Genomic DNA, 24108 nt, shown 5'->3' with positions numbered 1-24108 from the left:
GTGGCGACGAAGACGGCGACCGGCGGACTGAGCCGGATCACCATCGTGGCGCCGCGGACCAGGATGGATCTGGCGCTGCCGTCCGACGTGCCGCTGGCCGACCTGCTGCCGACGCTGCTGCGCTACGCCGGCGAGGATCTCGCGGACGAGGGCGTGCGGCACGGCGGCTGGAGCCTGTCCCGGCTGGGCGGGCAGCCGCTCGACGGCGGCCGGACCGCCGCGCAGCTCGGCGTCCGCGACGGCGAGGTGCTCTACTTCAACCCGCGGGCCGCCGCCGCGCCCGAGATCGTCTTCGACGACGTGGTGGACGCGGTCGCCTCGGCGACCAACCAGCGGGCCGGCGCCTGGCAGGTAGGCACCACCCGGGCGTTCTCGGTGCTCCTCGCCGGTGCGGCGCTGGCGGCCGGTGCGGCGGCCACCCTGTTCGCCGGGCCACCGCAGCTGCCCGGCGCGCTCGCCGCCCTGGTCGTCGCGGTCGCGCTGCTGGTCAGCGCCGCGGTGCTGTCCCGGGCGGCCGGCGACAGCCGTACCGGCGCCATGCTCGCGATGGGCGGCCTGGGCTACGCCGCGATCGGCGGCCTCCTGGTCCTCGCCGGTGACCGGCGGCTCACCGAGCTGGCCAGTCCGCACGTGCTGCTCGCCGCGACGGCGGTGGTGCTCTTCGGCGCGGTCGCCGCCCTGGCCGTCGGCGAGCGGCTGCCGCTGTTCCTCGGCGCGGTCGGGGTGGGCGTGGCGGTCGGTTTCGGCGCGGCGCTCTGCCTGGCCTTCGGCATCGGGGCGGCGGCCGCCGCCGCGGTGGTGGCGACGGTGGCCTTCGGCGCCCTGCCGGCGCTGCCGATGATCTCCTACCGGCTGGCCCGGCTGCCGGTGCCGTCGATCCCGACCGGCCCGGACGACCTGAAGAGCGACACCGAATCGGTGGACGGCCCGCAGGTGCTGCGCAACAGCGAGCGGGCCGACGCGTTCCTCACCGGCCTGCTCTGGACGGTCTCGGTGCTGGTGCTCGGCGGCGAGATGGTGCTCGCCGACAACGGCCGGCTGCCGGCGGTGCTGCTCTGCCTCGTGCTGGCCCTGCTGGCGCTGCTGCGGGCCCGCCCGTTCCTGGGCCGCGGCCAGCGCACCCCGGTGCTGCTGGCCGGCACCCTCGGCCTCGGGCTGGCCGCCGCGGCCACCTTCGGCGCCAACCCGCTCCCGGTCCGGCTCGGGCTGATCCTGGGCGGCCTGCTGGTGGTCGCCGTGATCAGCCTGATCTACGGGCTGTCCGTGGCGGGCAAGCGGATCTCGCCGGTCTGGGGCCGCACGCTGGACATCATCGAGATCCTGCTGATCGTCGCCCTGGTGCCGCTGGCCGTCTGGGTCTGCGGCCTCTACGGCTGGATCGTCAACCTTCGGCCGTGACCGTGCCCATGGCGGTGCCCACCGGCGCCGTGGCGTAGACGCCGGGACCGTGCTGGCCGTCCAGGGGGCGGGCCGGCACCCCGGCCCGGCGGGCCATGTCCCGGACCACCTTCACCAGCGCCTCGGCGTGGCCGTCCATGGCGGCCACCCGCAGCAGCGGCGGGAGCTGGCGGCCGCCGGGAAGCACCACCGCCGCGACCGTGTGCGACGGCGCGGAGGTGCCGGTCACCGCGTCGACCAGGGCGCCCAGCGAGCCGCTGGCGCGGACCCGCAGGGCCAGGCAGCGCTGGGTCCAGCCGCCGCCGCGCAGGCTGCTCCAGGTCTCCACCGGCGCCTCCGGGGCCAGGTCGAGCCCGGCGCCGGAGACGACCGCCGCGTGCAACTCGTCCCGGCCCAGCACCCGGTGGCCGAGGCCCGCGGCGTTGAGCGCCTTGCCGAGCCGGCCGACGCCGGCCGCGACCGTGCGGTGCACACCGCGCATGCCGCCGCCCCGGCTCACCGTCTCGGCGCGGGCGTCGGCGACCGACAGGCGCAGCGCCACCCAGACCGTGCGGTGCGCCGCCGGGGGCGCGCCCGGGGCCGGGTACCAGACCAGCGTGTGCGAGACGACCTGGGTCTGGGTGACCGGGCCGGTGAAGTCGGCGAGCACCGCGAGCGCGCGGTCCACCACGGCGGCCTCGATCGACCCCGCGGGCGCGCCGGGCCGGCCGGTCAGCGCGACGGCGGCGAACCAGCCCCGGTCGTCCTGGCCGATGCCGAGCCGGGTGCCGCGCTCGGTCAGCTCGACGACGGACAGCTCCGGGGCCAGCGCGGCCAGCCGGGGGTCGCCGGCCGGCGCCGCGCCGCGGGCCGCGTTCCGGCGGCGGCGCAGGCGGCGGCGGAGCATCAGGTCCTCGTACCACCAGCGGCCGCCGCGGCGGGCGAAGGCGGCCACCACGGCCAGCAGCGCCAGCACGGCGACGACGGCGAGCAGCCAGGCGGGGCCGCCGGTGGCGAACCAGACGGCGAGCGCGGCGCACTCCAGCACGACGAGCTGGCCGACGACCACCGGGCCGAGCCGGCCGCGGCGGCGCCGGTCGGCAGGGGTGACCGGCCGGTCCGCCGGCACGGCGGGGGCGGTGGCCGTACGACCGGGTGGCGCCTGGACCTGGGTCATCGCTGAGCGTCCCTTCTGGACATCCTGGGCATCCGCCGGTGCGGTGCGTCGCCGGGGGCGGGCGGGGTCCCGGTCAACCGTCGACGGCCCCTTATCGTAGGGAAGCCCGCGGCGGCGTTCCGACCTGATCGCCGCGGACCCACCCCTGCCGGAGGTTAGTCATGCGGACCCGCCGCGATCAGGTGCAGGCGTACCGCTTCGTCACCCGCCGGATCGTCTCGGCGCTGCTCTCCGGCGACCCGGAGACCAACGACCTGCCGATGCGGCGTCTCGGCATGGCCGTGTTCGGCAGCGTCATCGCGGCCGCCGTCGTGCTCGGCGGCGCGGGGGCGTACGGGCAGCTCACCAACAACTCCGCCCCGCTGGAGCCGAACACGCTGGTGATCGAGCGCGAGACGGGTGCCACTTACGTCTTCACCGACGACAAGCTGCTGCACCCGACGCTCAACTACGCCTCGGCGCGGCTCATCCTCAACGACGCCTCCACGCCGGTCCGCACCGTGTCGCAGGCCTCGATCAAGGACCGGCCGCGGGGCCGGGCGGTCGGCATCGTGGGCGCCCCGGACGACGTGCCGGACAAGAAGTCGCTGGTCGGCCTCCCGTGGTCGGTGTGCGACGTGCCCGACGCGAACGACCCGCAGCGTTCCACGACCCGCCTGGTCATCGACCGGCCGCTGCCCGGCGGCATCCCACTCACCGACCGCGCGGTCCTGGTCAAGGTGAACGACGCGCGCTACCTGCTCACCGGCGGCGCGCGGCTGCGGGTGGTCGGCGACGAGCAGGCGCTGGTGGCCTTGAAGATGGCCGGGGCGGCCACGCTGACGGTCGGGCAGCAGCTGCTCAACGCGGTGCCGGTCGGTCCGGCCCTGCGCAAGCCGACGATCGACGGCGAGGGCGACGCCAGCGGGCTGACCGTGGGCGACCGCCCGGCCCGGGTCGGGCAGGTCTACCGGGCCGCCGGCCAGTACTACGTGCTGGCCAAGCAGGGCCTGGTGGCGATCCGGGAGGTCACCGCGCTGCTGTTGCTCGGCGGCGGCGGCCAGGTCACCGACATCACGCCGGACCAGGCCGGCCAACTCCTCACCGACCAGCGGCTGGAGGCCGAGGGCCTGCCGGACCGGCTGCCGACCCTGCACGAGGTGCGCGCCGGGCGGACGGTGCTCTGCGCCACGTACCGCTCGGGGCCGGCCGGCCAGCCGACGACCACCCTGGAGGTCTTCGACCAGCCGCCGGCCGAGCTGACCGCGGCGACCGGCGTGCCCGCACGGCAGACCGGCCGCGACGCGGTCCGGACCGCCGAGAGCGTGCTGCTGCCCGGCGGCAAGGGCGTGCTGGTGCAGACCACCGCCGGGGAGAGCGGCAAGGCGGCGGCCGGCTCGACGGTCTACCTGATCACCGCGCAGGGCGTCCGGTTCCCGCTGGGCACCGCCTCGGGCGACGCGAAGAGCGCCCTCGGTTACGGCGACGTGACCCCGCTGGCGGTGCCCGCGTCCCTGCTGGCGCTGGTGCCGACCGGGCCGACCCTGGAGCGCGAGGCCGCCATGAACCACTTCGATCCGGGTGCGGCGCCGAGTGGCGACGCGACGCCCGGGCCGGGCGACGACGGGGCCCCCGCGCAGGGCGGCTGACCACGACGGTGCGGGTCCGATGTGGATCGGTGCGGTGACGGGTCGCCCCGGCTGGCCCGTGTCGACTAACCTGAACGTGGCCAACGGTTCTCGACGATGACTACGGGGATGCAGCCATGACCGGGCGCACGACAGTAGACGTACTGTCCTTGGAGGACTTCCACCAGCGGCTCGAGCGCCGGCTGAGCGAGGCGGAGTCGGTGTTGAAGAAGCTCAACACCGAGATGCAGTGCCGGCCGCCGGCACTCGGCACGTTCACCGACGCCACCGACAACTCCCGTCGCTACTCCGAGACGCACCAGAGCTACGTCAACCACGTCGACCGGTTGCGGCGGGCGATCGTGGCCGCCCAGAAGGCCACCAAGACCATCATGACCAACTACAAGACCGCCGAGGCACGCAACGCGGCCGCCGCGGCCGACATCGTCGCCGCTCTCTCCGGGCTGACCGAGGCGATGAAGCCGAAGGGAGAGGATCCGCGTGTCTGAATACACCCAGCGCTACGAGCACGTCAGCCACAAGGAGCTCTACCAGGGCGTCAACGCCGGCGACCCGAAGCAGATCGACGGGATCAGCGCCCAGTGGACGTCGATGAAGGGCACCCTCGACGACCTCGGCCGTGACCTGACCGCCGACCTGGACGCGCTGCTGAAGACCTGGTCGGGCGACGCCGCCCGCGAGTTCCACCGCCGGCTCAACCTGGTCGCCGACTACTCCGCCAACCTGTCCGAGGGCATGACGGGCATCCGGCAGGGGCTCGACATGATGGCCAGCGAGCTGCGCACGGCCCAGGCGAAGGCGGAGAGCCCCGAGGAGACCGACGACAACGACAAGCTGCTCTCCGGCGCCGGCAAGGGCTTCCTGGTCGGCGGCCTGCCGGGCGCGGTGGTCGGCGGCATCGTCGGCCACGAGCAGGACAAGGCCGAGCAGGAGAAGGCGCACCAGCGGATGGTGCAGGTCGTCGCCAAGCTGGCCGAGGGCTACGACTTCTCGGCCTACGGCCGCATCGTCGTGCCGGAGCCGCCGGATTCCGGGCTCCCGGACGACGGCGACCGGACCGGCCCGTCGCTGAAGAGCGGCCCCTCGGTCGGCACGCCGTCGGCCGGGCCGGGCGTCGGCAGCTTCGGTCCCGCGGCGAACGGCACCGCGACCACCTCGGGCGTGCACCACACCGCCCCGGGCAGCGGCACCCCCGGCGGCGGCACGACAGGCGGCGGTGACACGACGGGCGGCCAACCCGGCGCGGGCACCCCGGGCACCATCGGTTCGGGCGGCACGGTCGAGCCGACCGGCACCTCGCTCGCCGGTGCCGCCCCGCCCATGACCGGCCCGACCACCGGCCTGGCGGCGGGCCCCGGGCTCGGTGGCACCAGCCCGGCCGTGCCGACCGGTGGTGGCGGCTCGCTCTACGGCATGCCCGGCGTGCTGGGTGGCACCGGGTCGCTGGCCGGGTCGAGCGGCGGCTCGGCGACCTCCGGCCGGGTCGGCGGGCTCGGCGCGGAGAGCCGGTCGGCCGCCGGCACCGGCCGCCTCGCCTCCGGGCGCGGCGTGACGATCGAGACGGAGAGCCGCTCCACCGGCAAGGGCGGGGCCACCGGGCGGCCCGCGATGGCCGGCCGCAACGGCGTGCTGGGCGCGCGCGGCGACCAGGATGACGACGCCGAGGGCCGGCTCACCTGGCTGACCGAGGACGAGATGGTCTGGACCGACGGCGAGGCGGCCCCGCCGCCGGTGCTCGGCGGCAACTGACCGCAGGCTCATGACGGCGCGGCGTCCCACCGGGGCGCCGCGCCGTTTCGTGTCGGGCGAAAGGCCCGGGAGGGGTCCGTCCACAGCGAATCGTGGGACGGGTCACGTCCCTCGGAAAGATCGTCGAGCTGCATGAGTCGGATCTGACCGATAGGTTGAAGCGGTGCTGCCAGTAGCGTTCGCCTCGTCCCTCTGGACGGCGACGCTGCGCCGGATCGCCCGCACGGCCGTGACCGCCCTGGCGCTCATCGCCGGCGTCAGCGGCCCGGCCGCCACGCCGGCCCCCGACCATCTCGCCGCGACCACGCCGGCCCGCCCGGCCGCCGTCCTCCGGGTCGACGCTCAGGCCACCGTCCTCCGGGTCGACGCTCAGGCCGCCGTCCCCGTCGACGTGACCCCGGCCGGCCGGCCGGCCACGGAGGCGTCCGGCCTCCGGCTCGCCGTCGACTCGCCCGTCCGGCATCCGCTCGCCGCGCCGGCCCCGGCCGGTCCGTCGCACCAGGCCGTCGCCGACGTCGCCGCACCCGTCGGGGGTCCGGCCGTCGTGGCCGCCGGCGACCCCGGCCGGGCCGCCATCGCCCGCCGCGGTCCGCCGCGCGCCTGACGCGCCGCCCGGCAACGCCCCGGCGCCAGCCGCACCCCGCCCGCCGCGCATCCCGTTCGCGTGCCGCCGCGACCCGCCCGTCGACCGGGCCCCGACCGTTGACTCCGACCGTTCCACCACGAGGTGCTGGTGATGCAGACCGTCTTCTCCACCGTCCTGCCCGACGTTCCCCGGGCCGCCGTGATCTGGCTGGCCCTGCTCGCCGTGGCGACCGTCGTGGTCGCCGCCCTGATCGTCCGCCCGGACCGGTTCCGCTCGGTGTTCGGCGACCGGATCAGCGAGGCCGCCCGGCCGAGCAGCATCGAGCTGGCCGAGCAGGCCCGCGAGCGCGCCCGGGAACAGTCCCGGTACGCGCAGGAGGTGGCGGTGGCCGCCTCCCGGGCGGCGGCGACCGCCGAGCGGCGCCGGGCCGAGTGGCTGGCCGCCCAGGAGGAGGTCGAGGAGGCGTGGCAGGCGTACGAGGCGGCGGAGGAGGACGTCCGCCGGCTGGCCACCGCTGCGGCGCTGCCCCTGCCGCGGACCGCCCGGACCCCCGCCGAGTACGTGGACCGGGAGCGGTGGCTGCACCGGGCGGCGCTGGACGCCCAGTGGCGCAAGGAGATCACCGTGGAGCAGCTCAGCGACATCCTCGGCCACCGGGGCTGGGACCCGCGCCGGCACCCGGTCGAGCAGGAGCTGCTGCTGCGCCGGCTGGTCCGCGACAACCTGCGGGCCCGGCAGCAGGCCGCCCGGGAGCGGGAGCAGGTCGCGTGGCGGGCCGCCGAGCTGGCCGCCGCCGCCGCGCGGAGCCTGCGCGACGAGGCGTACGTGGCGACGAGCCCGGCGACCGAGCCGCGGTCCTCGCTGTCCATCGCGGACCTGACCGGGCCGGAGGTCACCCGCGAGCTGCCCTCACCCACCCGGGCCGCCGACACCACCCGCGAGCTGACCCCGGTGGCCAGGGGACGGGCGGCCGTGCCGGCGTACTGACCGGCTCCGGGCGGAGCTGGCCCGGCTCGGTTAGCGTGACTTCGTGTCCCGTGAAGCCTGGGTACTGGTCGTGCTCGCCGCCGTCGCCGCGCTGGCGACGCTGGTCGGGGCGGTGCTGCTCGCCGTCCGGGTGGTTCGCACCCGCCGCATGCTGGGCGCGCTCGGGGTCGGCGGCAAGGTCGCCTTCTACGGCGCGCTGATCTACACCATCCTGCCGGTGGACCTGCTCCCCGACCCGATCTACCTGGACGACATGGGCGTGCTGGCCGGTGCACTGATCTACCTGAGCCGGCTGGCCGCCAAGCACCGGGCCGCCCAGCGCGGGCTGCCCGACCGGTCGGACTCCCCGCCGGGGCCGGGCCGGCTGCGCCGCCCCGTGTCATGATCGGCGCGGGGCCGGCGGTCGGCCCGCACCAGGGCACCGAGGACGGCACATGGCGGGCGACCACCGGCTGGACCCCCACGACGAGCGGGTCGCCCGGTTCTTCCGGGACCGGCACCTCGGCACGCTGACCACCCTGCGCGCGGACGGCACCCCGCACGTCGTACCCGTGGGGGTCACCTTCGACGTGGAGGCCGGCCTGGCCCGCGTGATCACCTCGGGCACCTCGGCCAAGGCCCGGCACGTCGCCGCGGCCGGCCCGGCGGGCACGCCCGTGGCGGTCTGCCAGCTCGACGGCCGCTGGTGGCTGACCGTGGAGGGCCGGGCGGTGGTGCGCCGCGACGCGGCCTCGGTGGCCGAGGCCGAGCGGCGGTACGCCGCCCGTTACCGCACCCCGCGTCCGAATCCGCAGCGCGTGGTCATCGAGATCGCCGTGACCCGCCTCCTCGGCAGCCTTCCCACCGGCACCGCCTGACCCGGGCGTCACGGCGGCGAGAGCCCGTCCGCGCCGGATGTCCGGTTAAACCGTGACGGCCACCACCTGCGGAAATCGCGGCCCGTAGCGGTCCGTTGCACCTCCCGTACGAGCGATACGAGCGTGCGGGCGGCAGGCCCGCCACCCCGGTGAGCGAGCGGGGCCGCGCCGTCGGCGCGCAGCGAGATCCCCCGAGAGCACGCCGAGCGCCACTCCCGGTGCCACGTCTCCGCACCCCGGAGCCGTCAACCCCCGAATGGAGCTTCGACATGAACTCGATCTTCCGTAAGAGCATGCTGTCCGTCGCCGGCCTGTGCGTGTCCGGCGGCGTCGTCGCCGGCCCGGCCGTGGCGGCGCACGCCGCGCCGGCGCAGGCCGGTCCGAAGGCCCTGTCGACCGCCGTCAAGGGCAAGGGCGAGCGCAGCGCCGGTTACGAGTACGAGGCGCAGCCGAACTACTTCTACTGCGGCCCGGCGTCGACCCGCATCGCCCTGTCGGCCGAGGGCAAGGAGGTCAGCCAGGACGAGCTGGCCGCCAAGCTGGGCACCACCGAGAACGGCACGGACTCGGCCATCGACGTCACCCGGGTGCTCAACGAGTACACCGGTGGCAAGTACAAGACCACCGAGATCCGGGACGACGTGGCCACCAAGGAGCAGGTCGAGCGGCTGCGGGCGGACGTCCGGGCGGCCGTGGACCAGGGCCGGCCGGTCGTCGCCAACATCCTGGGCGGCGCGCTGGACATCGACGGCGTCGAGCACAGCTACCCCGGTCACTACCTGACCGTGGTGGAGTACAAGGACGACGGCAACACGGTGCTGATCGCCGACCCGGCCAGCCCGAACGAGCCGACGTACTGGATGGACGTGACCGAGCTGGCCAACTGGATCGCCGGCCGCGGTTACAGCTCCTGACCGATCGCACAGGGCCGGTCTCCCCGAGCGGGGAGGCCGGCCCTTTCGGCGTCCGCCCGGTCGCCGGTCCCGCTAGAGTCCTGACCGTGCCGCGACCGGTGATCTTCGACCTGTTCCACACCCTGGTGCCCGGTGGGGACCCCGAGCGGGACCGGGTGGTCGGTGAGATGGCGCTGATGGTGGGGGTGGAGCCGGCCGCGCTGGTCGAGGCGTACCACGCCACCTGGCGCGACCGGATGACCGGCTGGGACGCCGCGGAGACCGTACGCATCCTGGCCCGGCGGCTCGGTGGCGCGCCCACCGAGGAGCAGGTGGCCCGGGCAGCCGCGCACCGCCGCGAGCTGGCCCGGCGGCTGCTGGGCCACGTCCGGCCGTCGACCCTGGCCGTGCTGGACGCCCTGCGCGCCGACGGCCACCCGATCGGGCTGGTCAGCAACGCCACCGCGGAGACCGCCGAGGCGTGGCCGTCGACCGACCTGGCCCGCCGGTTCGACGTCGCGGTCTTCTCCAGCGACGTGGGCCTGGCCAAGCCCGACCCGGCGATCTACCGGCTGGCGGCCGAACGCCTCGGCGCCGCGCCGGGCGCGTGCGTGTTCGTGGGCGACGGCGCGGACGGCGAGCTGGCCGGTGCGGCGGCGGTCGGCATGACGGTGGTCCGGACCACCGAGCACAACGACACCGACCCGAGCTGGGCCGGCCGGGCGTTGACCGCCCTCGGCGAGCTGCCCGTCCTGCTCCGTGAGCCGGCCCACGGGCGCTGACGCGGCGGCGCCCTCCCGCCACGGGGACGGGAGGGCGCCGGGGAGCCTGCGGTCAGCGGGTGAGGATCTGGGCCAGCACGTCGTGCACGTGGGTGTTCGGGTGCTTGCCGGTGAACTGGTCGGCCAGCGGCCCGTACGCGGTCACCGGCACGTCGGCGCCGGTGTGGCCGCTGGTCGTCCAGTCCAGGTTGAAGCTCTGGCTGCTGCCCTTGATCGGGAAGGGGCCGTCCTCGGCCGAGATGCCGTCACCGGACTCGTCGGAGGTGCCGGTGTCCTCGACGGTCAGGCCGCCGCACTCGTGGTCGCCGGTCACCACGACCAGGGTGTCCGGGTGGGTGGCCGCGTAGTTGCGGGCCACCGCGACGGCCTTCTCCAGCTCTCCGAGGGCCTGGAGCATCCGGGTGCCGTTGTTCTCGTGGGCGAACTCGTCGACGCCCTCCTCCTCGACCAGGAGGAAGAAGCCCTTCTTGTTCGTCGACAGGGTGGAGAGCGCCTTCTCGGTCATCGTGGCCAGGCTGGCCGGCGGGGCGTAGACGTCGCCCTCACCCTCGGGCCGCTGCTGGAACAGCTCCTCGTTGCCGAAGAGGCCGAGGAGCTTGCCGCCATCGGCGGCCTGGAGCTCGGCGGCCGTGGAGACGTACCGGTAGCCCTTGGCCTGCGCCTCGGCGATCAGGTCGCCCTTGGTGCCCTTGCTGGCCTCGGACGGGTCCTCGGCCGGCTGGTCCGGGTACGCGCCGGCCTTGCCGGCCGGCAGCCACCAGTCCTCGCCGCCGCCCAGGATCACGTCCGGCCGGGTGACCTCCAGGTACTGCCGGGCGATCTCGTCCTGCTTGCCGCGGTCGGCGGTGTTGGCGAAGAAGGCCGCGGGGCTGGCGTCGGTGACCTGTGCGGTGGTGACCAGACCGGTGGACTTGCCGGCCGCCTTGGCCGCGGCACCGAGGGTGGGCAGCGGGTTGCCGTCCACGTCGACGCTGATCGCCCCGTTGTAGGTCTTCTCGCCGGTGGCCCAGGCGGTCGCCGCCGCGGCCGAGTCGGTGATCGGGCTCTTCGGGTCGTGCGGGCTGGTGGTGAGCTGGCCGGAGTAGGGCAGCTTGTCCATGGTGAGCTGGCCGTCGAGGCCGGCCAGGTAGAGGCGGGCCGCCTCGCGCTGGGCGGCGGCCATGCCGTCGCCGTTGATGAAGATGACGTTGCGGGCCTTGCCCTTCGCCGCGCCGGCGTCGGCGGCGGTGATCGGGTTGGCCAGGCTCAGTCCGGCGGCGGCCACTGCCCCGGCGACGACGGGGGCGAGCAGCCAGCGGCGGGAACGGAAAGTCACGGGTTTCCTCCTGGCGGATGGAACGCTTGGCAGCCATCACGCAACCGCAGCCACCGGCCGGGCAGTTGGCCGCCACATTAACGGAGGGCGGCCGTTGCCGGGACTCTTGTCGCCCGAGGCAACGGAAATTCGGCCGGTTCGGCCGAAGCGCCGGGGGTAGTGGCCAGACAAGCCGTTCCGCAACCCACCGGTAAGGGGCTACCAAGATGACCGACGTACAGACGGAACGGGACGTCGTCGACGTCCTGATGACCGACCACCGCGAGGTCGAGGCGATCTTCGTCGAGCTGGAGAGCCGGCAGGGCACCCCGGAGCACCGGCGGCAGCTCGCCGCCGTGGTGATCGCCGAGCTGGTCCGGCACTCCGTGGCCGAGGAGGCCCATGTCTACCCGGCCGCGCGCAAGGCCCTCCCCGACGGTGACCAGCTCGCCGAGCACGAGATCGCCGAGCACTCCGACGCCGAGCGGACCATGAAGGAGCTGGAGTCGCTGGCCCCCTCCGAGCCGCGCTTCGACGAGCTGCTGACCCACCTCACGGCGACCATCCGGCACCACGTGCAGGACGAGGAGAGCGACCTCTTCCCCCGGCTGCGCGCGGCCTGCGCCCGGGAGGAGCTGGTCGAGCTGGCCGCCAAGGTCGAGGCGGCGAAGAAGTCGGCGCCGACCCGGCCGCACCCCGCCGCGCCGGACCACCCGCCCGCGAACCGGCTGCTCGCTCCGGGCGCCGGCCTGGTCGACCGGATGCGCGACGCGCTGAGCGGCCGGCCGACCTCGATGCGGGAGCTGCGCGAGAAGAACTGACCACCGGCCTCGGCGGCCACGCACCCGGCTCGGGGGCGTGGCCGCCGCCCTGTGTCACGGGGTCTGGGGGTACGGGTCGAGCGGGCGCTCGAAGAAACTCTCCAGCACCACCACGGTCTGCGTGCCGGTGACGCCCTCCACCTGGAACAGCCGGCGCAGGCTGGCCTGGAGCTGCTCGGGCGTGCCGACCCGGATCTTCACGAGCAGCGAGGCGGGGCCGGCGATGACGTGCGCCTCCTCCACCTCGGGCAACGCGGCGAGCGCCTCGCGCGTGGGCCGGTCGCCCATCCAGGCGTTCGCCTCCACGAGCACGAACGCCAGCACGCCCCGGCCGACCGCGGCGGGGTCGACGTCCACCGTGGTCCGCCGGACCACCCCCTGCTCGCGCAGTTTGCGCACCCGCTCGTGGACCGCCCCCGTGGAGAGCTCGACCTGACCGGCCAGCGCCGCGTACGACTGGGTGGCGTCGTGTTGCAGCGCCGCGAGCAGCTTCCGGTCCACTTCGTCCAAGGCCACATCTCCGTTCGGTGTTCTGCCTCACGGCCGACTCTGGTTCGGCCATGTTAGCGTCCTGCCGAACAACAGTCACGCGTGGAGGCGGTTGACGTGGAGCGGTTCAGGACGCGTTTCGAGCTGCGGGACGAGCGGTTCCGCCGAATCAACGGTGACGAGTGGACGGCGTGCCTCTGGACCGGGGGCCGCTGGCTGGAGGGTCCGGCCTGGTTCCCCGCCGGGCGCTACCTCGTCTTCAGCGACATCCCCAACGACCGGTTGCTGCGCTGGGACGAGACCAGCGGGGCGGTCGGGGTGTTCCGGTTGCCGGCCGGCTACGCCAACGGGCACACCGTCGACCGGCGGGGCCGGCTGGTGAGCTGCGAGCAGGGCGCGCGACGGGTCACCCGGACCGAGGCCGACGGGACCGACACGGTGCTCGCCGACCGCTGGCGCGGCAAGCGGCTGAACAGCCCCAACGACGTGGTCGAGCACTCCGACGGCTCGATCTGGTTCACCGACCCGAGCTACGGCATCGACAGCGACTACGAGGGCCACCGGGCCGAGAGCGAGATCGGCGGCAACCACGTCTACCGCGTCGACCCGCACGACGGCGAGGTGCGCCGGGTCGCCGACGACTTCGGGCAGCCGAACGGGCTGGCGTTCAGCCCCGACGAGTCCCTGCTCTACGTGGTCGACACCCGGGCGAAGCACCTGCGCCGGTTCACGGTGACCGAGGGCGGCACGCTGCGCGGCGGCGAGGTCTTCGCCACCTGCGACGCCGGTTCCTTCGACGGCGTACGCCTCGACGACGCCGGCCGGGTCTGGGTCGCCGCGCACGACGGGCTGCACTGCTTCGACCCGGACGGCACGCTGCTCGGCAAGCTGCACCTGCCGGAGGTGGTCGCCAACTTCACCTTCGGCGGCCCGAAGCGCAACCAGCTCTACATCTGCGCCTCCAGCTCGCTGTTCAGCCTGCGGGTCAACGTCAACGGGGCGCGCTACCCGGGCTGGTGACGGTCAGCCCTCCGGCGCGATCCGCCGGAGGCTCTCCACCTCGGAGACCACGATCGCCTCCACCGGGCAGGACTCCGCCGCGTCCAGCACCGACTCGTCGGCGGCGATCCGCTCGGCCACCGGCCGGGACAGCCCGTCGGCCAGCACGAAGTGCCGCGGCGCCACCCCGGCGCAGATCCCCGACCCGATGCACCGGGTCGGGTCGACGTGCAGCCGCCACTCGGTCTCTCCGCTCACGGGTTCTCCCCCGTCCCCGGCCGGGCTCACCAGGCCACCGGCATCGCCACGAGCCCCCGCACCAGCAGGCCGCTCTTCCATGTCAGCTCCTCCACCGGCACGGCGAGCCGGAGCCCCGGTGCCCGGTCGAGCAGCGTCTCCAGCACCACCCGCAGCTCCATCCGGGCCAGCTGCGCGCCGACGCAGTGGTGCACGCCGTGCCCGAAGCCGAGGTGCGGATTGACCTGGCGGGTCAGGTCCAGCCGGTCGGCGTCGGCGAAGACGGTGTCGTCCCGGTTGGCCGCCGCGATGTTGACCACCACCGGCTCGCCAGCCTGGACCAGCACCCCGCCCAGCTCGACGTCCTCAGTGGCGTAGCGGGGAAAGGCCGCCGTGGCGCCGAGCGGGATGAACCGCATCAGCTCCTCGACGGCGCCCGGCACCAGCTCCGGCCGGTCGCGCAGGACGTCCCAGGCGCCGGGGGTGGTGAGCAGGACGTACACCATGTTGGGGATCTGGGTCACGGTGGTCTCGTGGCCGGCGGCGAGCAGCCCGGCGGCGAGGGTGACCATCTCCTCCTCGGTGAGCCGGTCGGCGTTGTCGTCGCGCGCCCGCACCATGGCGCTGAGCAGGTCGTCGGTGGGTTCGACCCGGCGCTGGGCGACCAGCCCGCCCATGTAGGCGAGCAGGTTGTCGACGTACTGCTGGGCCAGCTCCGGTTCCAGCGACGTGGTCGAGACGATCGCCTCGGACCAGGTGTGGAACCGGTCCTGATCGGACACCGGCACGCCGAGCAGGTCGCAGATCACCCGGATCGGCAGCGGCGTCGCCAGGTGCGCCACGAGGTCGGCGGGCGGCCCGGCGGCGAGCAGGCCGTCGACCAGCTCGTCGGCCACCGCCCGGGTCCGCGGCCGCAGCTCCTCGACCCGGCGGGCGGTGAACGCCTTCGCCACGAGCCGGCGGAGCCGGGTGTGCTCGGGCGGGTCCATCGAGAGGATCCCGGTCTCCTGCTGGCGGGGGGTGTTCCGCGGCTCGTCGCGGCCGACCGACGCGGCCCGGCTGAACCGGGGGTCGCCGAGCACCGTCTTCACGTCGGCGTGCCGGGTGGCCAGCCAGGCCGGCTCGCCGTAGGGCAGTTGGACCCGGACCAGCGGCTGCTCACGCAGCTCGGCGTAGCGGGCGTCCAGGTCGAGCCGGACAGGGGCGTTGAACGGGTAGCGCTGCGGGATGGTCGCCTGGGAAGTGTCGGTCACCGGCTGGCTCGCTCTCGTCCACGGCACCGCGGGCGGTGCGGGTCGACTCGCACGACTCGACGCTGAGTCATGCCCCGACTGCGGATGGTAGCGAGAGTGTTCGATGAAGACCAGAGGGTCGTTCCGGTCTCCGGGACGACGATCCCGGGCCATCCCGCGGGACGGCCCGGGATCGTCGCTCGGTCAGCGACCGGTGTCGCCCTGCCCGGTCCGCTGCTGAGCCATCTCCACACCCTTGTCGATCTGCTGGTCGTACTTGCCCTGGGTCCGCTTGTCGGCCATGTCGCCGCCCTTCTCGATCCCCTTGTCGACCTGCTTGTCGTGCTTGTCGGCGAAGTCCTTGGCCTTGTCCATGAAGTCGCTCATGTCCGTTCTCCCTTCGATACGGTGAATGCCTTCCCTGGCGCCGGTGGCACAAACCCGCGGCGTCCCATGGGTGCCCGGGTGTCGGATTCCCGTGCGTCGGGTACCAACGGCCACGATCGAGGAGGCGACGTGGACGAGGACGCTGGGACGCCGCAGCCGGCGGCACCGAGCCGGGCGGCGGGCCCGCGGCAGGCGTGGGCCGGGCTGCCCTGGCCGGTACGGACGGCGGTCACCTGGGGCGCCTGCCTCGTCGTGGTGGTCGCCGCGCTCTGGCTGCTCGGGAAGATCGCGGTGCTGCTGGCCCCGCTGGCTGTGGCGCTGGCCGGCACGCTCTTTCTCACCGCACTGCTCGACCCGGTGCTGCTGCGGCTACGCCGGCTCCGGGTGCCGCCGGCGCCGGCCGCCCTGCTCACCATCCTGCTGCTGCTCGGCATCCTGGTCGGCGTCGGTGCGCTGGTGTGGAACCTGACCGCCAGCCAGTTCGGCGAGCTGAGCCAGCAACTCGACCAGGGCCTGCAACGCAGCCGCGACTTCGTCACCTCCAGCCTTCCGGTCACCGACGAGCAGCTCGACCGCCTGGTCGAGCAGATCCGGGAGGGGCTGAGCGGCAGCGCCCCGGACCCGGTCGCCGGGGCCCGTACGGCCGCCGAGGTGGCCGGCTCGCTCCTGCTCGGCCTGGTGCTGCTCTTCTTCCTGCTCAAGGACGGTCGGTCGATGTGGCACTGGGTGCTGCGACGGATGACCGGGCCGCGCCGGAACGTCACCGCCGAGGCGGGCCGGGCCGGCTGGCGGACGCTGGGCGCGTACAGCCGGGGCACGATGATCATCGCGGCGATCGACGCGATCGGCATCGGGCTGGCCCTGGTGCTGCTGCGCGTCCCGCTGGCCCTGCCGCTCGCGCTGATCACCTTCCTCGGCGGCTTCGTGCCGATCATCGGGGCCACCGTGGCCGGTGCCGTCGCGGTGCTGGTCGCCCTGGCGGCCAACGGCCCCACAACCGCCCTGCTCACCCTCGCCGCGGTGATCGCCGTGCAGCAGATCGAGGGCAACCTGCTGGAGCCGCTGGTGATGAAGCGGCAGGTGCAGCTCCACCCGGCCGTCATCCTGGTGGTGGTCACCGCCGGCACGCTGGTCGCCGGCATCGCGGGCGCGTTCGTCTCGGTGCCCATCGCCGCGGTCACCTGGCGGGTGCTGGACACCGTGCAACGCCACCGCGCCGCCCAGCCCGGCTGAGCCGCCCGGCCCGGCTGAGCCGCCCGGCCCGGTCAGGCCGGGTGCGGCTCGCGCAGGTGGGTGGTGAACCACGTCCCGGCCTGGTCGGCCACCTGCTCCAGAGTGCCCGGTTCCTCGAAGAGGTGGGTGGCGCCGGGCACGATCCGCAGCTCGGCGATCTCGCCCAGCTCCGACCGGGCCTGCTCGTTGAGCACGATCACCTGCTCGTCGAGCCCGCCGACGAGCAGCAGCGTCGGCGCGCGTACCGTCGACAGCGAGCTGCCCGCCAGGTCCGGCCGGCCGCCACGCGAGACCACGGCGCCGACCTGCTCGGGCCGGGCGGCCGCGGCGACCAGGGCGGCGGCCGCGCCGGTGCTGGCGCCGAAGAGCCCGATCGGCAGCCGGCCCAGGGTCGGTTCGGCGGCCATCCAGTCCACGATCGCGGCCAGCCGCTCGGCGAGCATCCCGATGTCGAAGCGCAGCTCGGCGGTCACCGCGTCCCGCTCGTCCTCCTCCGGGGTGAGCAGGTCGACCAGCACGGTGCCGAGCGCCCGCCCGTTGAACTCGTGTGCCACCGCCACGTTGCGCGGGCTGTGCCGTGAACTGCCGCTCCCGTGCGCGAACAACACCACTCCCACGGCCCCCGACGGCACGATCACGTCCGCGACCAGCCCGCCGTCCACGACCGGCACGCTCACCTCACGCGTGTCCCCCATACCTCACACCTCCCGCCCGCTCATACCCACCGGCGCGGTGATCATGAAGTTGACGGCAGGGAAAGCGCTCGCTCGCACCGCTGACTTCATCATCAGCGGGTTCGGGGCCGGGCCTGAGGGTTGCCTTGACGTCGGCGGCAAGGTTTAGCGTGACGGTGGTCAGGGGGCGAGCAGGCAGGTTTGGGGGGCGGTGGGATGCGGATCGGGGAGTTGGCCGAACGGGCCGGGACCAGCACCCGCACCCTGCGCTACTACGAGTCCCAGGGGCTGGTGTGCCCGCGCCGGTCGGCCAACGGCTACCGGGTCTACGACGAGGCGGAGCTGCGCGTCGTGCACGAGATCCGGGCGCTGCTGGCGGTCGGCTTCGGGCTGGACGACATCCGGCCGTTCGTGGCCTGCCTGCGGGCCGGCAACAGCTCCGGCGACGTCTGCCCCGACTCCGTGGCGGTGCTGCGGCGCAAGCTGGCCGAGGTGGACGACTACCTCGACCGGCTCGGCGCGGTCCGTCACCAGTTGCACGACCAGCTCGCCCGCGCGATCGCCCATCGGGAGGAAACATGCCTCAGGACACGCAGCAGGGCCGACTGACCCCGGTCACCGACGAGACCTTCGCGGCCACCGTGCTGGCCGCCGACCGGCCGGTGGTGGTCGACTTCTGGGCGGAGTGGTGCCCGCCCTGCCGCCCGGTCTCGAAGCATCTGGCGGAGCTGGCCGAGGAGTTCGGCGACGCGCTGCGCTTCGTCACCGTCAACTCCGACGAGAACCCCGACAGCACGCGGGCCTACCAGGTGATGTCGATGCCGACGATGCTGGTGTTCCGGGACGGCCAGGTGGTCGGCTCGATCGTCGGCGCCCGCCCCAAGAACCACCTGCGGCTGAGCTTCGCCCGGCACCTCGACGGTTGAGCCGGCCCGGATCGGGAAGGCGCGGGGTGACCACGGACCCCGACGGATCGCGAGGATCGTGATGGCGAAACAGGACAGGTCCCGGGAACAGGGCCTCACCGACCAGGAACGCCGCAAACAGGAACTGAAGCAGTCCCCGGACTGGGCGGACCGCGCCTCCGTGGCCCGCACCTCCGACGACGCGCGGGCGACGGCGCCGCGTGACGCCGGCGGCCGGCCGTCCAACGGCCGCCAGTTCTGAGGTACGCCCCGGAGCCCCGGCCCGCGAACCCGCGGGCCGGGGGCTCCGCTCAGCTCAGGTTCTCGGGTAGGTGCAGCAGCGGCGACCGGCCGGGAGGCTGCTCCGGCGGCGGCCCGGACGGGTGCGCCGGCGGCACCGGCACGGTGACCGGCTGGGCGGCGGTGACCCGGATCGACTCGCCGTGGTGGCGCAGTTCCACCACGGTGTCCGGCCCGCCGTTGCGCAGCGAGTAGGTGGTCTGGTGCGGCCGGACGTCGACCCGCAGCCGCATCGACCGCCACTGGAGGGAGAACTCCAGCCGGCCCATCCGGCTGGGGAGCCGGGGCGCGAAGGAGAGCGTCCCGTCGTGGTCACGCAGGCCGCCGAAGCCGGCGACCAGGGCGATCCAGGCCCCGGCGAGCGAGGCCATGTGCACGCCGTCCCGGGTGTTCTCGTTCAGGTCGTGCAGGTCCATGAGCGCGGCCTCGCGCAGATAGCGGTGGGCCAGCTCGGGGTGGCCGACCTCGGCCGCCATCACCGCCTGGGTGCAGGCGCTCAGCGAGGAGTCCCGCACGGTACGCCGCTCGTAGTAGTTGAAGTTGCGCATCTTCTCCGGGCCGCTGAACGCGTCGCCCCGCCAGTGCATGGCGAGCACCAGGTCCGCCTGCTTGACGACCTGCTTCCGGTACAGGTCGAAGTACGGGTAGTGCAGCAGCAGCGGGTACTTCTCCGGCGGCGTGTGCTCGAAGTCCCACTCCTGCAACCGGGTGAAGCCCTCCACCTGGCCGTGCACCTGGATCTCCGGGTCGTACGGGAGATGCATGGCGACGGCCGCGTCCCGCCAGGCGGCCGCCTCCTCCTCGGTGACGCCCAGGTCGAGCGCCTGGTCCCGGTGGCGCATCGCGCAGTCGGCGGCCGTGAGCAGGTTCCGCTGTGCCATCAGGTTGGTGTAGACGTTGTCGTTCTTGACCGCGGTGTACTCGTCCGGACCGGTCACCCCGTCGATGTGGAACCGGCCGGTGCGGTCGTGGTGGCCGAGCGACCGCCACAGCCGGGCCGTCTCGACCAGCAGTTCCAGCCCGATCTCGCGCTCCAGCGCGTCGTCCCCCGTGACGAGCACGTAGCGGCGCAGCGCGTCGGCGATGTCGGCGGCGATGTGGAACGCGGCCGTACCGGCCGGCCAGTACGCCGACGACTCCGGCCCCTCGATGGTCCGCCAGGGGAAGGCGGCACCGGCCAGGTTCAACGTCCGGGCCCGCTCCTGCGCCTGGCCGAGGGTCGAGTAACGCCAGTGCAGGGCGTCCCGCACCGCGCCCGGCTGGGTGTAGGTGAGCACCGGCAGCACGAACATCTCGGTGTCCCAGAAGGCGTGCCCGTCGTACCCCGGTCCGGTGAGGCCCTTGGCGGCGATGGGCCGGCGTTCCGCGCGGGCGCCGGCCTGGAGCACGTGGAAGAGGCCGAACCGGACCGCCTGCTGCACCTCCGGGTCGCCCTCCACCCGCACGTCGGCGGCGTCCCAGAACTCGTCGAGGTATTCCCGCTGCTCCCGGCGCAGCCCCTCCCAGCCGTCCAGCCGGGCCGCGGCCAGCGCCGCGCCGACCTGGTCGCGCAGCGCCGGCAGGGACCGCCGGCTGGACCAGCCGTACGTCAGGTACTTGACCACTCGCAGCGTCTGGCCGGGCTTGAGCACGCAGCCGATGGTGGTGCGGACCCAGTCCTCGTAGCCCTCGGACTCGATGGTGGTGCGCTCCGGGGCCTGCACGTCGTGCGCCATGGCGGCGGCGACCCGCAGGCCGCTGACCTTGGTGCGGTGGATGAGCAGGCCGCCGTCGTCGGTGGTCAGCTCCTCCTCGGCCTGCAACGGCGACTCCAGGACCGCGGCGACGCGGGGGTCCTTGCTCTGCGGCGGCAGGGTCTCGTTGGCCACCAGTTCGGACTGGACGATCAGCCGCAGCGGCCCGTCCAGCGCCTCGACCTCGTACTGGATCGCGGCCACCGCCCGCTGGGTGAACGACACCAGCCGGGTGCTGCGGACCTTCACGTCCCGGCCGGCCGGCGAGCGCCAGTGCAGCTCGCGGTGCAGGGTGCCGGCGCGCATGTCGAGGACGCGCTCGTGGGAGATGAGTTCGCCGTACCGGACGTCGAGCGGCTCGTCGTCGACCAGCAGCCGGAGCAGCTTGCCGTTGGTCACGTTGACGACGGTCTGCCCGGACTCGGGGAAGCCGAAGCCGGCCTCCGCGTAGGGCAGGGGGCGCAGCTCGTAGAAGGAGTTCAGGTACGTGCCGGGCAGGCCGTGCGGCTCGCCCTCGTCCAGGTTGCCGCGCAGCCCGACGTGGCCGTTGGAGAGGGCGAAGACCGACTCGGACTGGGCCAGCACATCCATGTCGAGCCGGGTCTCCCGGACGTGCCACGGCTCGACCGGGTATGCCCGTTCCCGGATCACGCGTGCGCTCCGGTCAGCAGCTCCGACAGGTCGGTGACCACCACGTCGGCGCCGTGCGCGCGCAGGTCGTCGGCCTGGCCGACCCGGTCGACCCCGACCACGTACCCGAAACCGCCGGCCTTCCCGGCGGCGACGCCCGCCAGCGCGTCCTCGAAGACCGCCGCGTTCGCCGGCTCGACCCCGAGCAGCTGCGCGCCGGCCAGGAAGGTGTCCGGGTGGGGCTTGCCGCGCAGGCCACGCTCGCGGGCGACCAGCCCGTCCACCCGGGCCTCCAGCAGCGGGTCCAGCCCGGCGGCGGCGACCACGTCCCGGCAGTTGGCGCTGGCCGAGACCACCGCGCGGCGCAGCCCGGCGTGCGCGGCCGCCTCCAGGTAGCGCACCGAGCCCTCGTAGACCTCGACGCCGTCGGTGTGGATCCGCTTGAGCAGGATGACGTTCTTCCGGTTGCCCACCCCGTTGACGGTCTCCGCCTCGGGCGGGTCGTCCGGCGACCCCTCGGGCAGGGTGATGCCGCGCGAGGCCAGGAAGGAGCGCACCCCGTCGGCCCGCGGCTTTCCGTCCACGTACCGGTTGTAGTCCGGGCCCGGGTCGAACGGACGGAACGGCTCGCCGGTGACCGCCGCCCGCGCCTTCAGGAACGCGTTGAACGTCTCGGTCCAGGCGGCGTTGTGCACCTTGGCGGTCTGCGTCAGCACACCGTCCAGATCGAAGAGACAGGCGGTCACCTGCGCGGGTAGACCCAGCATTGCCTGAATCTATCCAGGGCACCGCCCGGGCAAACCCGATTCGGACGTCAGCGGTTCGGGCGGAGTGTCCAGATCACCGTGAGCGCCGAGGTCACGGTGCCGTCCTCGGTGCCGATCTCCACCTCGACCGGGAACTCGGGCCGCTGTCCGGCGTCCAGCTCGGCGACGACCTCGGCCGGGGTACGCCCCAGCCGCGCCGTCGCCAGCACCGGCCCGAGGGCGACCTTCTGGTAGCGGATGCTGGCGGTGACGGCCAGCGGGACGGCCCGGTCGAGAACCTGCCCGAACGCGGCGAGCACCACCGCACCGGAGGCGGTCTCCCCGAGGGTGAACATGGCGCCGGCGTGCGGGCCGCCGACGTGGTTGTGGTGCTCCGGGACGTCGGGGAGCCGGACCACGGCGCGGACCCCGCCCTCCGCCTCGGGGGCCACCTCGACGAATTCGATACCGAGCGTGCGGGCGAACGGCACGGCCTCCAGCAAACCGGCCGCGACCTGGCGAGAGTCGATGGACATGCCCAGACGCTACTCGGCAGTAACTTCCGCGGCAAGGGCGCGCTCGGCGTCGCTGCGCAACACGCAGAACTCGTTGCCCTCGGGGTCGGCCAGCACGACCCAGCCGCTGCCGTCCGGGTCACGCCGGTCGGCGACGACAGCGGCTCCCAGGGCGAGGATCCGCTCGACCTCCCGGTCGCGCGGCACGTCCGGCTCCAGGCAGATGTGCACGCGGTTCTTCACGGTCTTCGGCTCCGGCACGCGCTGGAAGTAGATCCGTGCACCGTCGGGCGGCTCGATGACGAGTTCCTCGTCACCGGGCTTGAACTCCGGGTCCACCGGGCAGTCGAAGACCCCGCTCCAGAACCGGGCCAGTCCGTACGGATCGGCGCAGTCGAACGCGATGTTGCGGATCACCGTCCCCATCCCGCCACCCTCGGCCCGGCCGAAGGCAGAGTCAACCCCGCAGCGCCTGGCGGCCGAGGTAACTGTCTGGGCCCTCAGCGCCAGCCGACGTCGATCCGGTCGCCGCGCTCGTCGAAGAAGTGCAGGGCGTCCATCCGCACCTGGACGGCGAGCGGGTGCCCGGCCGACACCGCCGGGTACGGGGCCAGCCGCACGGCCAGTTCCGCGGGACGGCGGTGGTGCCGGCCCGGGTCGGGGAGCACGCTGGTCCGGCTCCCGCTGCCGCTCGGGGCGGCGGAGACCGGCGCGTCCGCCGCGCGCCCGGTGAGCCGCTGCATGACCTGGCCGAACCGCCGCAGGCCACGCTGGCCGGGGTCGCCGTCCTCCGCCCGGCTGCCCATCTCGTCCACCACGATGGCGGTGGCGCCGATGTCGAGGAAGGCCAGTGACTCGTGGCCGTGGTGCTCCAGGTAGCGGATCCGGCCGTGCAGCACGTCGCCGGCGGTGTCCGGGGCGACCGGGGTGAGCGCCTCGGCGCGCATGCCGACCACGATCCGCTCACCGTGGTAGTGCGCCACGGCCCGGCTGCGGATGTCGTCCCAGGGCAGGTAGAGCGCCTGCTCACCGAGGTTCAGCGTGATGTACCGGTCGAGGTGGACGTAGACCGACGCCTCCAGCAGGTTCATCCGCGGGCTGCCGAGGAACGCGGCGACGTAGAGGGTGGCCGGGCGCCCGTACACCTGGGTGGGTGTGCCCACGTCCTGGAGCACGCCCTTGCGCATGATGGCGACCCGGTCGGCCATGGTCAGTGCCTCGGCCTGGTCGTGGGTGACGTAGATGGTGGTGACGCCCAGCTCGCGGGTCAGCCCGGAGATCTCGGCGCGCAGCTCGGCGCGGAGGCCGCTGTCCAGGTTGGAGAGGGGCTCGTCCATGAGGAACAGCCCGGGCCGGCGCACTATGGCCCGCCCCATGGCCACCCGCTGCCGCTGGCCGCCGGAGAGCTGGCTGGGCTTGCGCGCGAGCACGTCGCCGATGCCCAGGGCGCTCGCGACGTCCTGGATCCGCTCGCCGCGCGGCCCGGGCTCGACACCGGAGAGCCTTAGCGGGAAGCCGATGTTGTCGCCGACGCTCATGTGCGGGTAGAGCGCGAAGTCCTGGAAGACCATGGCGATCTTCCGGTCCCGGGGCGGCAGGTCGTTGGCCACCTCGCCGCCGAGCAGCACCGCGCCGGAGGTGGGATCCTCCAGCCCGGCGACCATCCGCAGCACGGTGGACTTGCCGCAGCCCGAGGGGCCGAGCAGCACCATGAACTCGCCGTCGTTGACGTCCAGGTTGATGGTGTCGACGGCGACTGTGCCGTCCTGGAACACCTTGGTGACATCCTTGAGCGCGACGGTGGTCACCGTCTGCCTCCCCAGTTCTCGGCCCGAACCCGGGAATGACTGTGACCAGGATCATGGGGTCCGCACATC

The 24108-nt window shown here is 74.0% G+C and carries 28 protein-coding genes; 16 read left to right on the top strand and 12 right to left on the bottom strand.

What is annotated here, in order from left to right; translation table 11 throughout:
- Positions 1-1398: a type VII secretion integral membrane protein EccD gene (eccD, locus tag ABZW14_RS02190; RefSeq protein WP_355338356.1), complete on the top strand. Its 1398-nt coding sequence runs from the start codon at positions 1-3 to the stop codon at positions 1396-1398.
- On the opposite strand, the gene ABZW14_RS02185 is transcribed toward eccD, so the two are convergent.
- The gene (locus ABZW14_RS02185) at positions 1382-2554 is read right to left on the bottom strand and encodes a type VII secretion protein EccE (RefSeq protein WP_355338353.1); all 1173 of its coding nucleotides are present in this window, start codon (positions 2552-2554) and stop codon (positions 1382-1384) included. The genes eccD and ABZW14_RS02185 overlap by 17 nt on opposite strands.
- Positions 2555-2715: 161 nt before the next feature.
- Between ABZW14_RS02185 and eccB the strand changes: the two genes are divergently transcribed.
- The 9 genes from eccB (at position 2716) to ABZW14_RS02140 (ending at position 10036) form a co-directional block, all read left to right on the top strand.
- Positions 2716-4182, top strand: a complete 1467-nt coding sequence (eccB, locus tag ABZW14_RS02180; protein WP_355338350.1) for a type VII secretion protein EccB — start codon at positions 2716-2718, stop codon at positions 4180-4182.
- A gap of 116 nt (positions 4183-4298) precedes the next feature.
- Complete coding sequence (locus ABZW14_RS02175; RefSeq protein ID WP_355338347.1) at positions 4299-4670, top strand: hypothetical protein; 372 nt, start codon at positions 4299-4301, stop codon at positions 4668-4670.
- The gene (locus ABZW14_RS02170) at positions 4663-5931 is read left to right on the top strand and encodes a WXG100 family type VII secretion target (RefSeq protein WP_355338344.1); all 1269 of its coding nucleotides are present in this window, start codon (positions 4663-4665) and stop codon (positions 5929-5931) included. The genes ABZW14_RS02175 and ABZW14_RS02170 overlap by 8 nt, the downstream gene beginning before the upstream one ends.
- 163 nt (positions 5932-6094) lie before the next feature.
- A complete protein-coding gene (locus tag ABZW14_RS02165; protein ID WP_355338341.1) occupies positions 6095-6535 on the top strand; it encodes a hypothetical protein in 441 nt (146 codons plus the stop codon).
- Positions 6536-6667: 132 nt separating this feature from the next.
- Positions 6668-7504: a hypothetical protein gene (locus ABZW14_RS02160; RefSeq protein ID WP_355338338.1), complete on the top strand. Its 837-nt coding sequence runs from the start codon at positions 6668-6670 to the stop codon at positions 7502-7504.
- Between the two features lie 43 nt (positions 7505-7547).
- Positions 7548-7889 (top strand): YkvA family protein, encoded by a 342-nt coding sequence (locus tag ABZW14_RS02155; RefSeq protein ID WP_355338335.1) that lies wholly within the window; start codon positions 7548-7550, stop codon positions 7887-7889.
- 49 nt (positions 7890-7938) lie between these two features.
- Complete coding sequence (locus ABZW14_RS02150) at positions 7939-8361, top strand: TIGR03618 family F420-dependent PPOX class oxidoreductase (RefSeq protein ID WP_355338332.1); 423 nt, start codon at positions 7939-7941, stop codon at positions 8359-8361.
- Between the two features lie 269 nt (positions 8362-8630).
- Positions 8631-9275: a C39 family peptidase gene (locus ABZW14_RS02145; protein WP_355338329.1), complete on the top strand. Its 645-nt coding sequence runs from the start codon at positions 8631-8633 to the stop codon at positions 9273-9275.
- An 86-nt stretch (positions 9276-9361) separates the two neighbouring features.
- Complete coding sequence (locus ABZW14_RS02140) at positions 9362-10036, top strand: HAD-IA family hydrolase (RefSeq protein ID WP_355338326.1); 675 nt, start codon at positions 9362-9364, stop codon at positions 10034-10036.
- A gap of 52 nt (positions 10037-10088) precedes the next feature.
- Here the strand turns inward: ABZW14_RS02140 and ABZW14_RS02135 are convergent, their stop codons facing one another.
- Complete coding sequence (locus tag ABZW14_RS02135) at positions 10089-11351, bottom strand: alkaline phosphatase (protein ID WP_355338323.1); 1263 nt, start codon at positions 11349-11351, stop codon at positions 10089-10091.
- Positions 11352-11557: 206 nt separating this feature from the next.
- On the opposite strand from ABZW14_RS02135, the gene ABZW14_RS02130 reads away from it, so the two are divergent.
- Positions 11558-12151, top strand: coding sequence for a hemerythrin domain-containing protein (locus ABZW14_RS02130; protein ID WP_355338320.1), 594 nt, complete (start codon positions 11558-11560; stop codon positions 12149-12151).
- Between the two features lie 54 nt (positions 12152-12205).
- On the opposite strand, the gene ABZW14_RS02125 is transcribed toward ABZW14_RS02130, so the two are convergent.
- Positions 12206-12661: an Lrp/AsnC family transcriptional regulator gene (locus tag ABZW14_RS02125; RefSeq protein WP_355338318.1), complete on the bottom strand. Its 456-nt coding sequence runs from the start codon at positions 12659-12661 to the stop codon at positions 12206-12208.
- A 96-nt stretch (positions 12662-12757) separates the two neighbouring features.
- On the opposite strand from ABZW14_RS02125, the gene ABZW14_RS02120 reads away from it, so the two are divergent.
- Positions 12758-13660, top strand: a complete 903-nt coding sequence (locus ABZW14_RS02120) for an SMP-30/gluconolactonase/LRE family protein (RefSeq protein ID WP_355338315.1) — start codon at positions 12758-12760, stop codon at positions 13658-13660.
- A gap of 3 nt (positions 13661-13663) precedes the next feature.
- On the opposite strand, the gene ABZW14_RS02115 is transcribed toward ABZW14_RS02120, so the two are convergent.
- From ABZW14_RS02115 to ABZW14_RS02105, 3 genes are all read right to left on the bottom strand, one after another.
- Positions 13664-13897: a ferredoxin gene (locus ABZW14_RS02115; protein ID WP_355338312.1), complete on the bottom strand. Its 234-nt coding sequence runs from the start codon at positions 13895-13897 to the stop codon at positions 13664-13666.
- Positions 13898-13923: 26 nt separating this feature from the next.
- Positions 13924-15129, bottom strand: a complete 1206-nt coding sequence (locus ABZW14_RS02110; protein ID WP_355338309.1) for a cytochrome P450 — start codon at positions 15127-15129, stop codon at positions 13924-13926.
- Between the two features lie 183 nt (positions 15130-15312).
- The gene (locus tag ABZW14_RS02105) at positions 15313-15495 is read right to left on the bottom strand and encodes an antitoxin (RefSeq protein WP_355338306.1); all 183 of its coding nucleotides are present in this window, start codon (positions 15493-15495) and stop codon (positions 15313-15315) included.
- A 129-nt stretch (positions 15496-15624) separates the two neighbouring features.
- Between ABZW14_RS02105 and ABZW14_RS02100 the strand changes: the two genes are divergently transcribed.
- Entirely contained in the window at positions 15625-16728 is a 1104-nt protein-coding gene (locus ABZW14_RS02100; protein ID WP_355338303.1) for an AI-2E family transporter, read from the top strand.
- A 32-nt stretch (positions 16729-16760) separates the two neighbouring features.
- Here the strand turns inward: ABZW14_RS02100 and ABZW14_RS02095 are convergent, their stop codons facing one another.
- Positions 16761-17423 (bottom strand): dienelactone hydrolase family protein, encoded by a 663-nt coding sequence (locus tag ABZW14_RS02095; RefSeq protein ID WP_355338300.1) that lies wholly within the window; start codon positions 17421-17423, stop codon positions 16761-16763.
- A 195-nt stretch (positions 17424-17618) separates the two neighbouring features.
- Here ABZW14_RS02095 and ABZW14_RS02090 point away from each other — a divergent pair, with 195 nt between their 5' ends.
- From ABZW14_RS02090 to ABZW14_RS02080, 3 genes are all read left to right on the top strand, one after another.
- Positions 17619-18011: a MerR family transcriptional regulator gene (locus ABZW14_RS02090; RefSeq protein WP_091260961.1), complete on the top strand. Its 393-nt coding sequence runs from the start codon at positions 17619-17621 to the stop codon at positions 18009-18011.
- Entirely contained in the window at positions 17981-18328 is a 348-nt protein-coding gene (gene trxA, locus ABZW14_RS02085; protein WP_355338297.1) for a thioredoxin, read from the top strand. Before ABZW14_RS02090 ends, trxA begins: the two co-directional genes overlap by 31 nt.
- Positions 18329-18389: 61 nt before the next feature.
- Positions 18390-18569, top strand: coding sequence for a hypothetical protein (locus ABZW14_RS02080; RefSeq protein WP_355338294.1), 180 nt, complete (start codon positions 18390-18392; stop codon positions 18567-18569).
- A gap of 49 nt (positions 18570-18618) precedes the next feature.
- Here ABZW14_RS02080 and ABZW14_RS02075 read toward each other — a convergent pair whose 3' ends face one another.
- From ABZW14_RS02075 to ABZW14_RS02055, 5 genes are all read right to left on the bottom strand, one after another.
- A complete protein-coding gene (locus tag ABZW14_RS02075; protein WP_355338291.1) occupies positions 18619-20991 on the bottom strand; it encodes a glycoside hydrolase family 65 protein in 2373 nt (790 codons plus the stop codon).
- The gene (locus tag ABZW14_RS02070; protein ID WP_355338288.1) at positions 20988-21737 is read right to left on the bottom strand and encodes a beta-phosphoglucomutase family hydrolase; all 750 of its coding nucleotides are present in this window, start codon (positions 21735-21737) and stop codon (positions 20988-20990) included. The genes ABZW14_RS02075 and ABZW14_RS02070 overlap by 4 nt, the downstream gene beginning before the upstream one ends.
- A gap of 47 nt (positions 21738-21784) precedes the next feature.
- Positions 21785-22252 (bottom strand): DUF4442 domain-containing protein, encoded by a 468-nt coding sequence (locus ABZW14_RS02065; RefSeq protein ID WP_355338285.1) that lies wholly within the window; start codon positions 22250-22252, stop codon positions 21785-21787.
- A gap of 9 nt (positions 22253-22261) precedes the next feature.
- Complete coding sequence (locus ABZW14_RS02060) at positions 22262-22657, bottom strand: VOC family protein (protein ID WP_355338282.1); 396 nt, start codon at positions 22655-22657, stop codon at positions 22262-22264.
- A gap of 74 nt (positions 22658-22731) precedes the next feature.
- The gene (locus ABZW14_RS02055) at positions 22732-24039 is read right to left on the bottom strand and encodes an ABC transporter ATP-binding protein (protein WP_355338279.1); all 1308 of its coding nucleotides are present in this window, start codon (positions 24037-24039) and stop codon (positions 22732-22734) included.
- Between the last annotated feature and the right edge of the window lie 69 nt (positions 24040-24108).

The organism is Micromonospora sp. NPDC004551, from assembly GCF_040609975.1.
Classification (GTDB): domain Bacteria; phylum Actinomycetota; class Actinomycetes; order Mycobacteriales; family Micromonosporaceae; genus Micromonospora.
The sequence above is the reverse complement of the archived record's forward strand: the minus strand, read 5'-3'. Positions and strand labels throughout refer to the sequence as shown.

Excerpts from the sequence above, each read along its gene's own strand:
- ABZW14_RS02185 (WP_355338353.1), bottom strand. The coding sequence starts at position 2,554 with ATGACCCAGGTCCAGGCGCCACCCGGTCGTACGGCCACCGCCCCCGCC.
- eccB (WP_355338350.1), top strand. The coding sequence starts at position 2,716 with ATGCGGACCCGCCGCGATCAGGTGCAGGCGTACCGCTTCGTCACCCGC.
- ABZW14_RS02175 (WP_355338347.1), top strand. The coding sequence starts at position 4,299 with ATGACCGGGCGCACGACAGTAGACGTACTGTCCTTGGAGGACTTCCAC.
- ABZW14_RS02160 (WP_355338338.1), top strand. The coding sequence starts at position 6,668 with ATGCAGACCGTCTTCTCCACCGTCCTGCCCGACGTTCCCCGGGCCGCC.
- ABZW14_RS02150 (WP_355338332.1), top strand. The coding sequence starts at position 7,939 with ATGGCGGGCGACCACCGGCTGGACCCCCACGACGAGCGGGTCGCCCGG.
- ABZW14_RS02145 (WP_355338329.1), top strand. The coding sequence starts at position 8,631 with ATGAACTCGATCTTCCGTAAGAGCATGCTGTCCGTCGCCGGCCTGTGC.
- ABZW14_RS02130 (WP_355338320.1), top strand. The coding sequence starts at position 11,558 with ATGACCGACGTACAGACGGAACGGGACGTCGTCGACGTCCTGATGACC.
- ABZW14_RS02105 (WP_355338306.1), bottom strand. The coding sequence starts at position 15,495 with ATGAGCGACTTCATGGACAAGGCCAAGGACTTCGCCGACAAGCACGAC.
- ABZW14_RS02095 (WP_355338300.1), bottom strand. The coding sequence starts at position 17,423 with ATGGGGGACACGCGTGAGGTGAGCGTGCCGGTCGTGGACGGCGGGCTG.
- ABZW14_RS02090 (WP_091260961.1), top strand. The coding sequence starts at position 17,619 with ATGCGGATCGGGGAGTTGGCCGAACGGGCCGGGACCAGCACCCGCACC.
- trxA (WP_355338297.1), top strand. The coding sequence starts at position 17,981 with ATGCCTCAGGACACGCAGCAGGGCCGACTGACCCCGGTCACCGACGAG.
- ABZW14_RS02080 (WP_355338294.1), top strand. The coding sequence starts at position 18,390 with ATGGCGAAACAGGACAGGTCCCGGGAACAGGGCCTCACCGACCAGGAA.
- ABZW14_RS02070 (WP_355338288.1), bottom strand. The coding sequence starts at position 21,737 with ATGCTGGGTCTACCCGCGCAGGTGACCGCCTGTCTCTTCGATCTGGAC.
- ABZW14_RS02065 (WP_355338285.1), bottom strand. The coding sequence starts at position 22,252 with ATGTCCATCGACTCTCGCCAGGTCGCGGCCGGTTTGCTGGAGGCCGTG.
- ABZW14_RS02060 (WP_355338282.1), bottom strand. The coding sequence starts at position 22,657 with ATGGGGACGGTGATCCGCAACATCGCGTTCGACTGCGCCGATCCGTAC.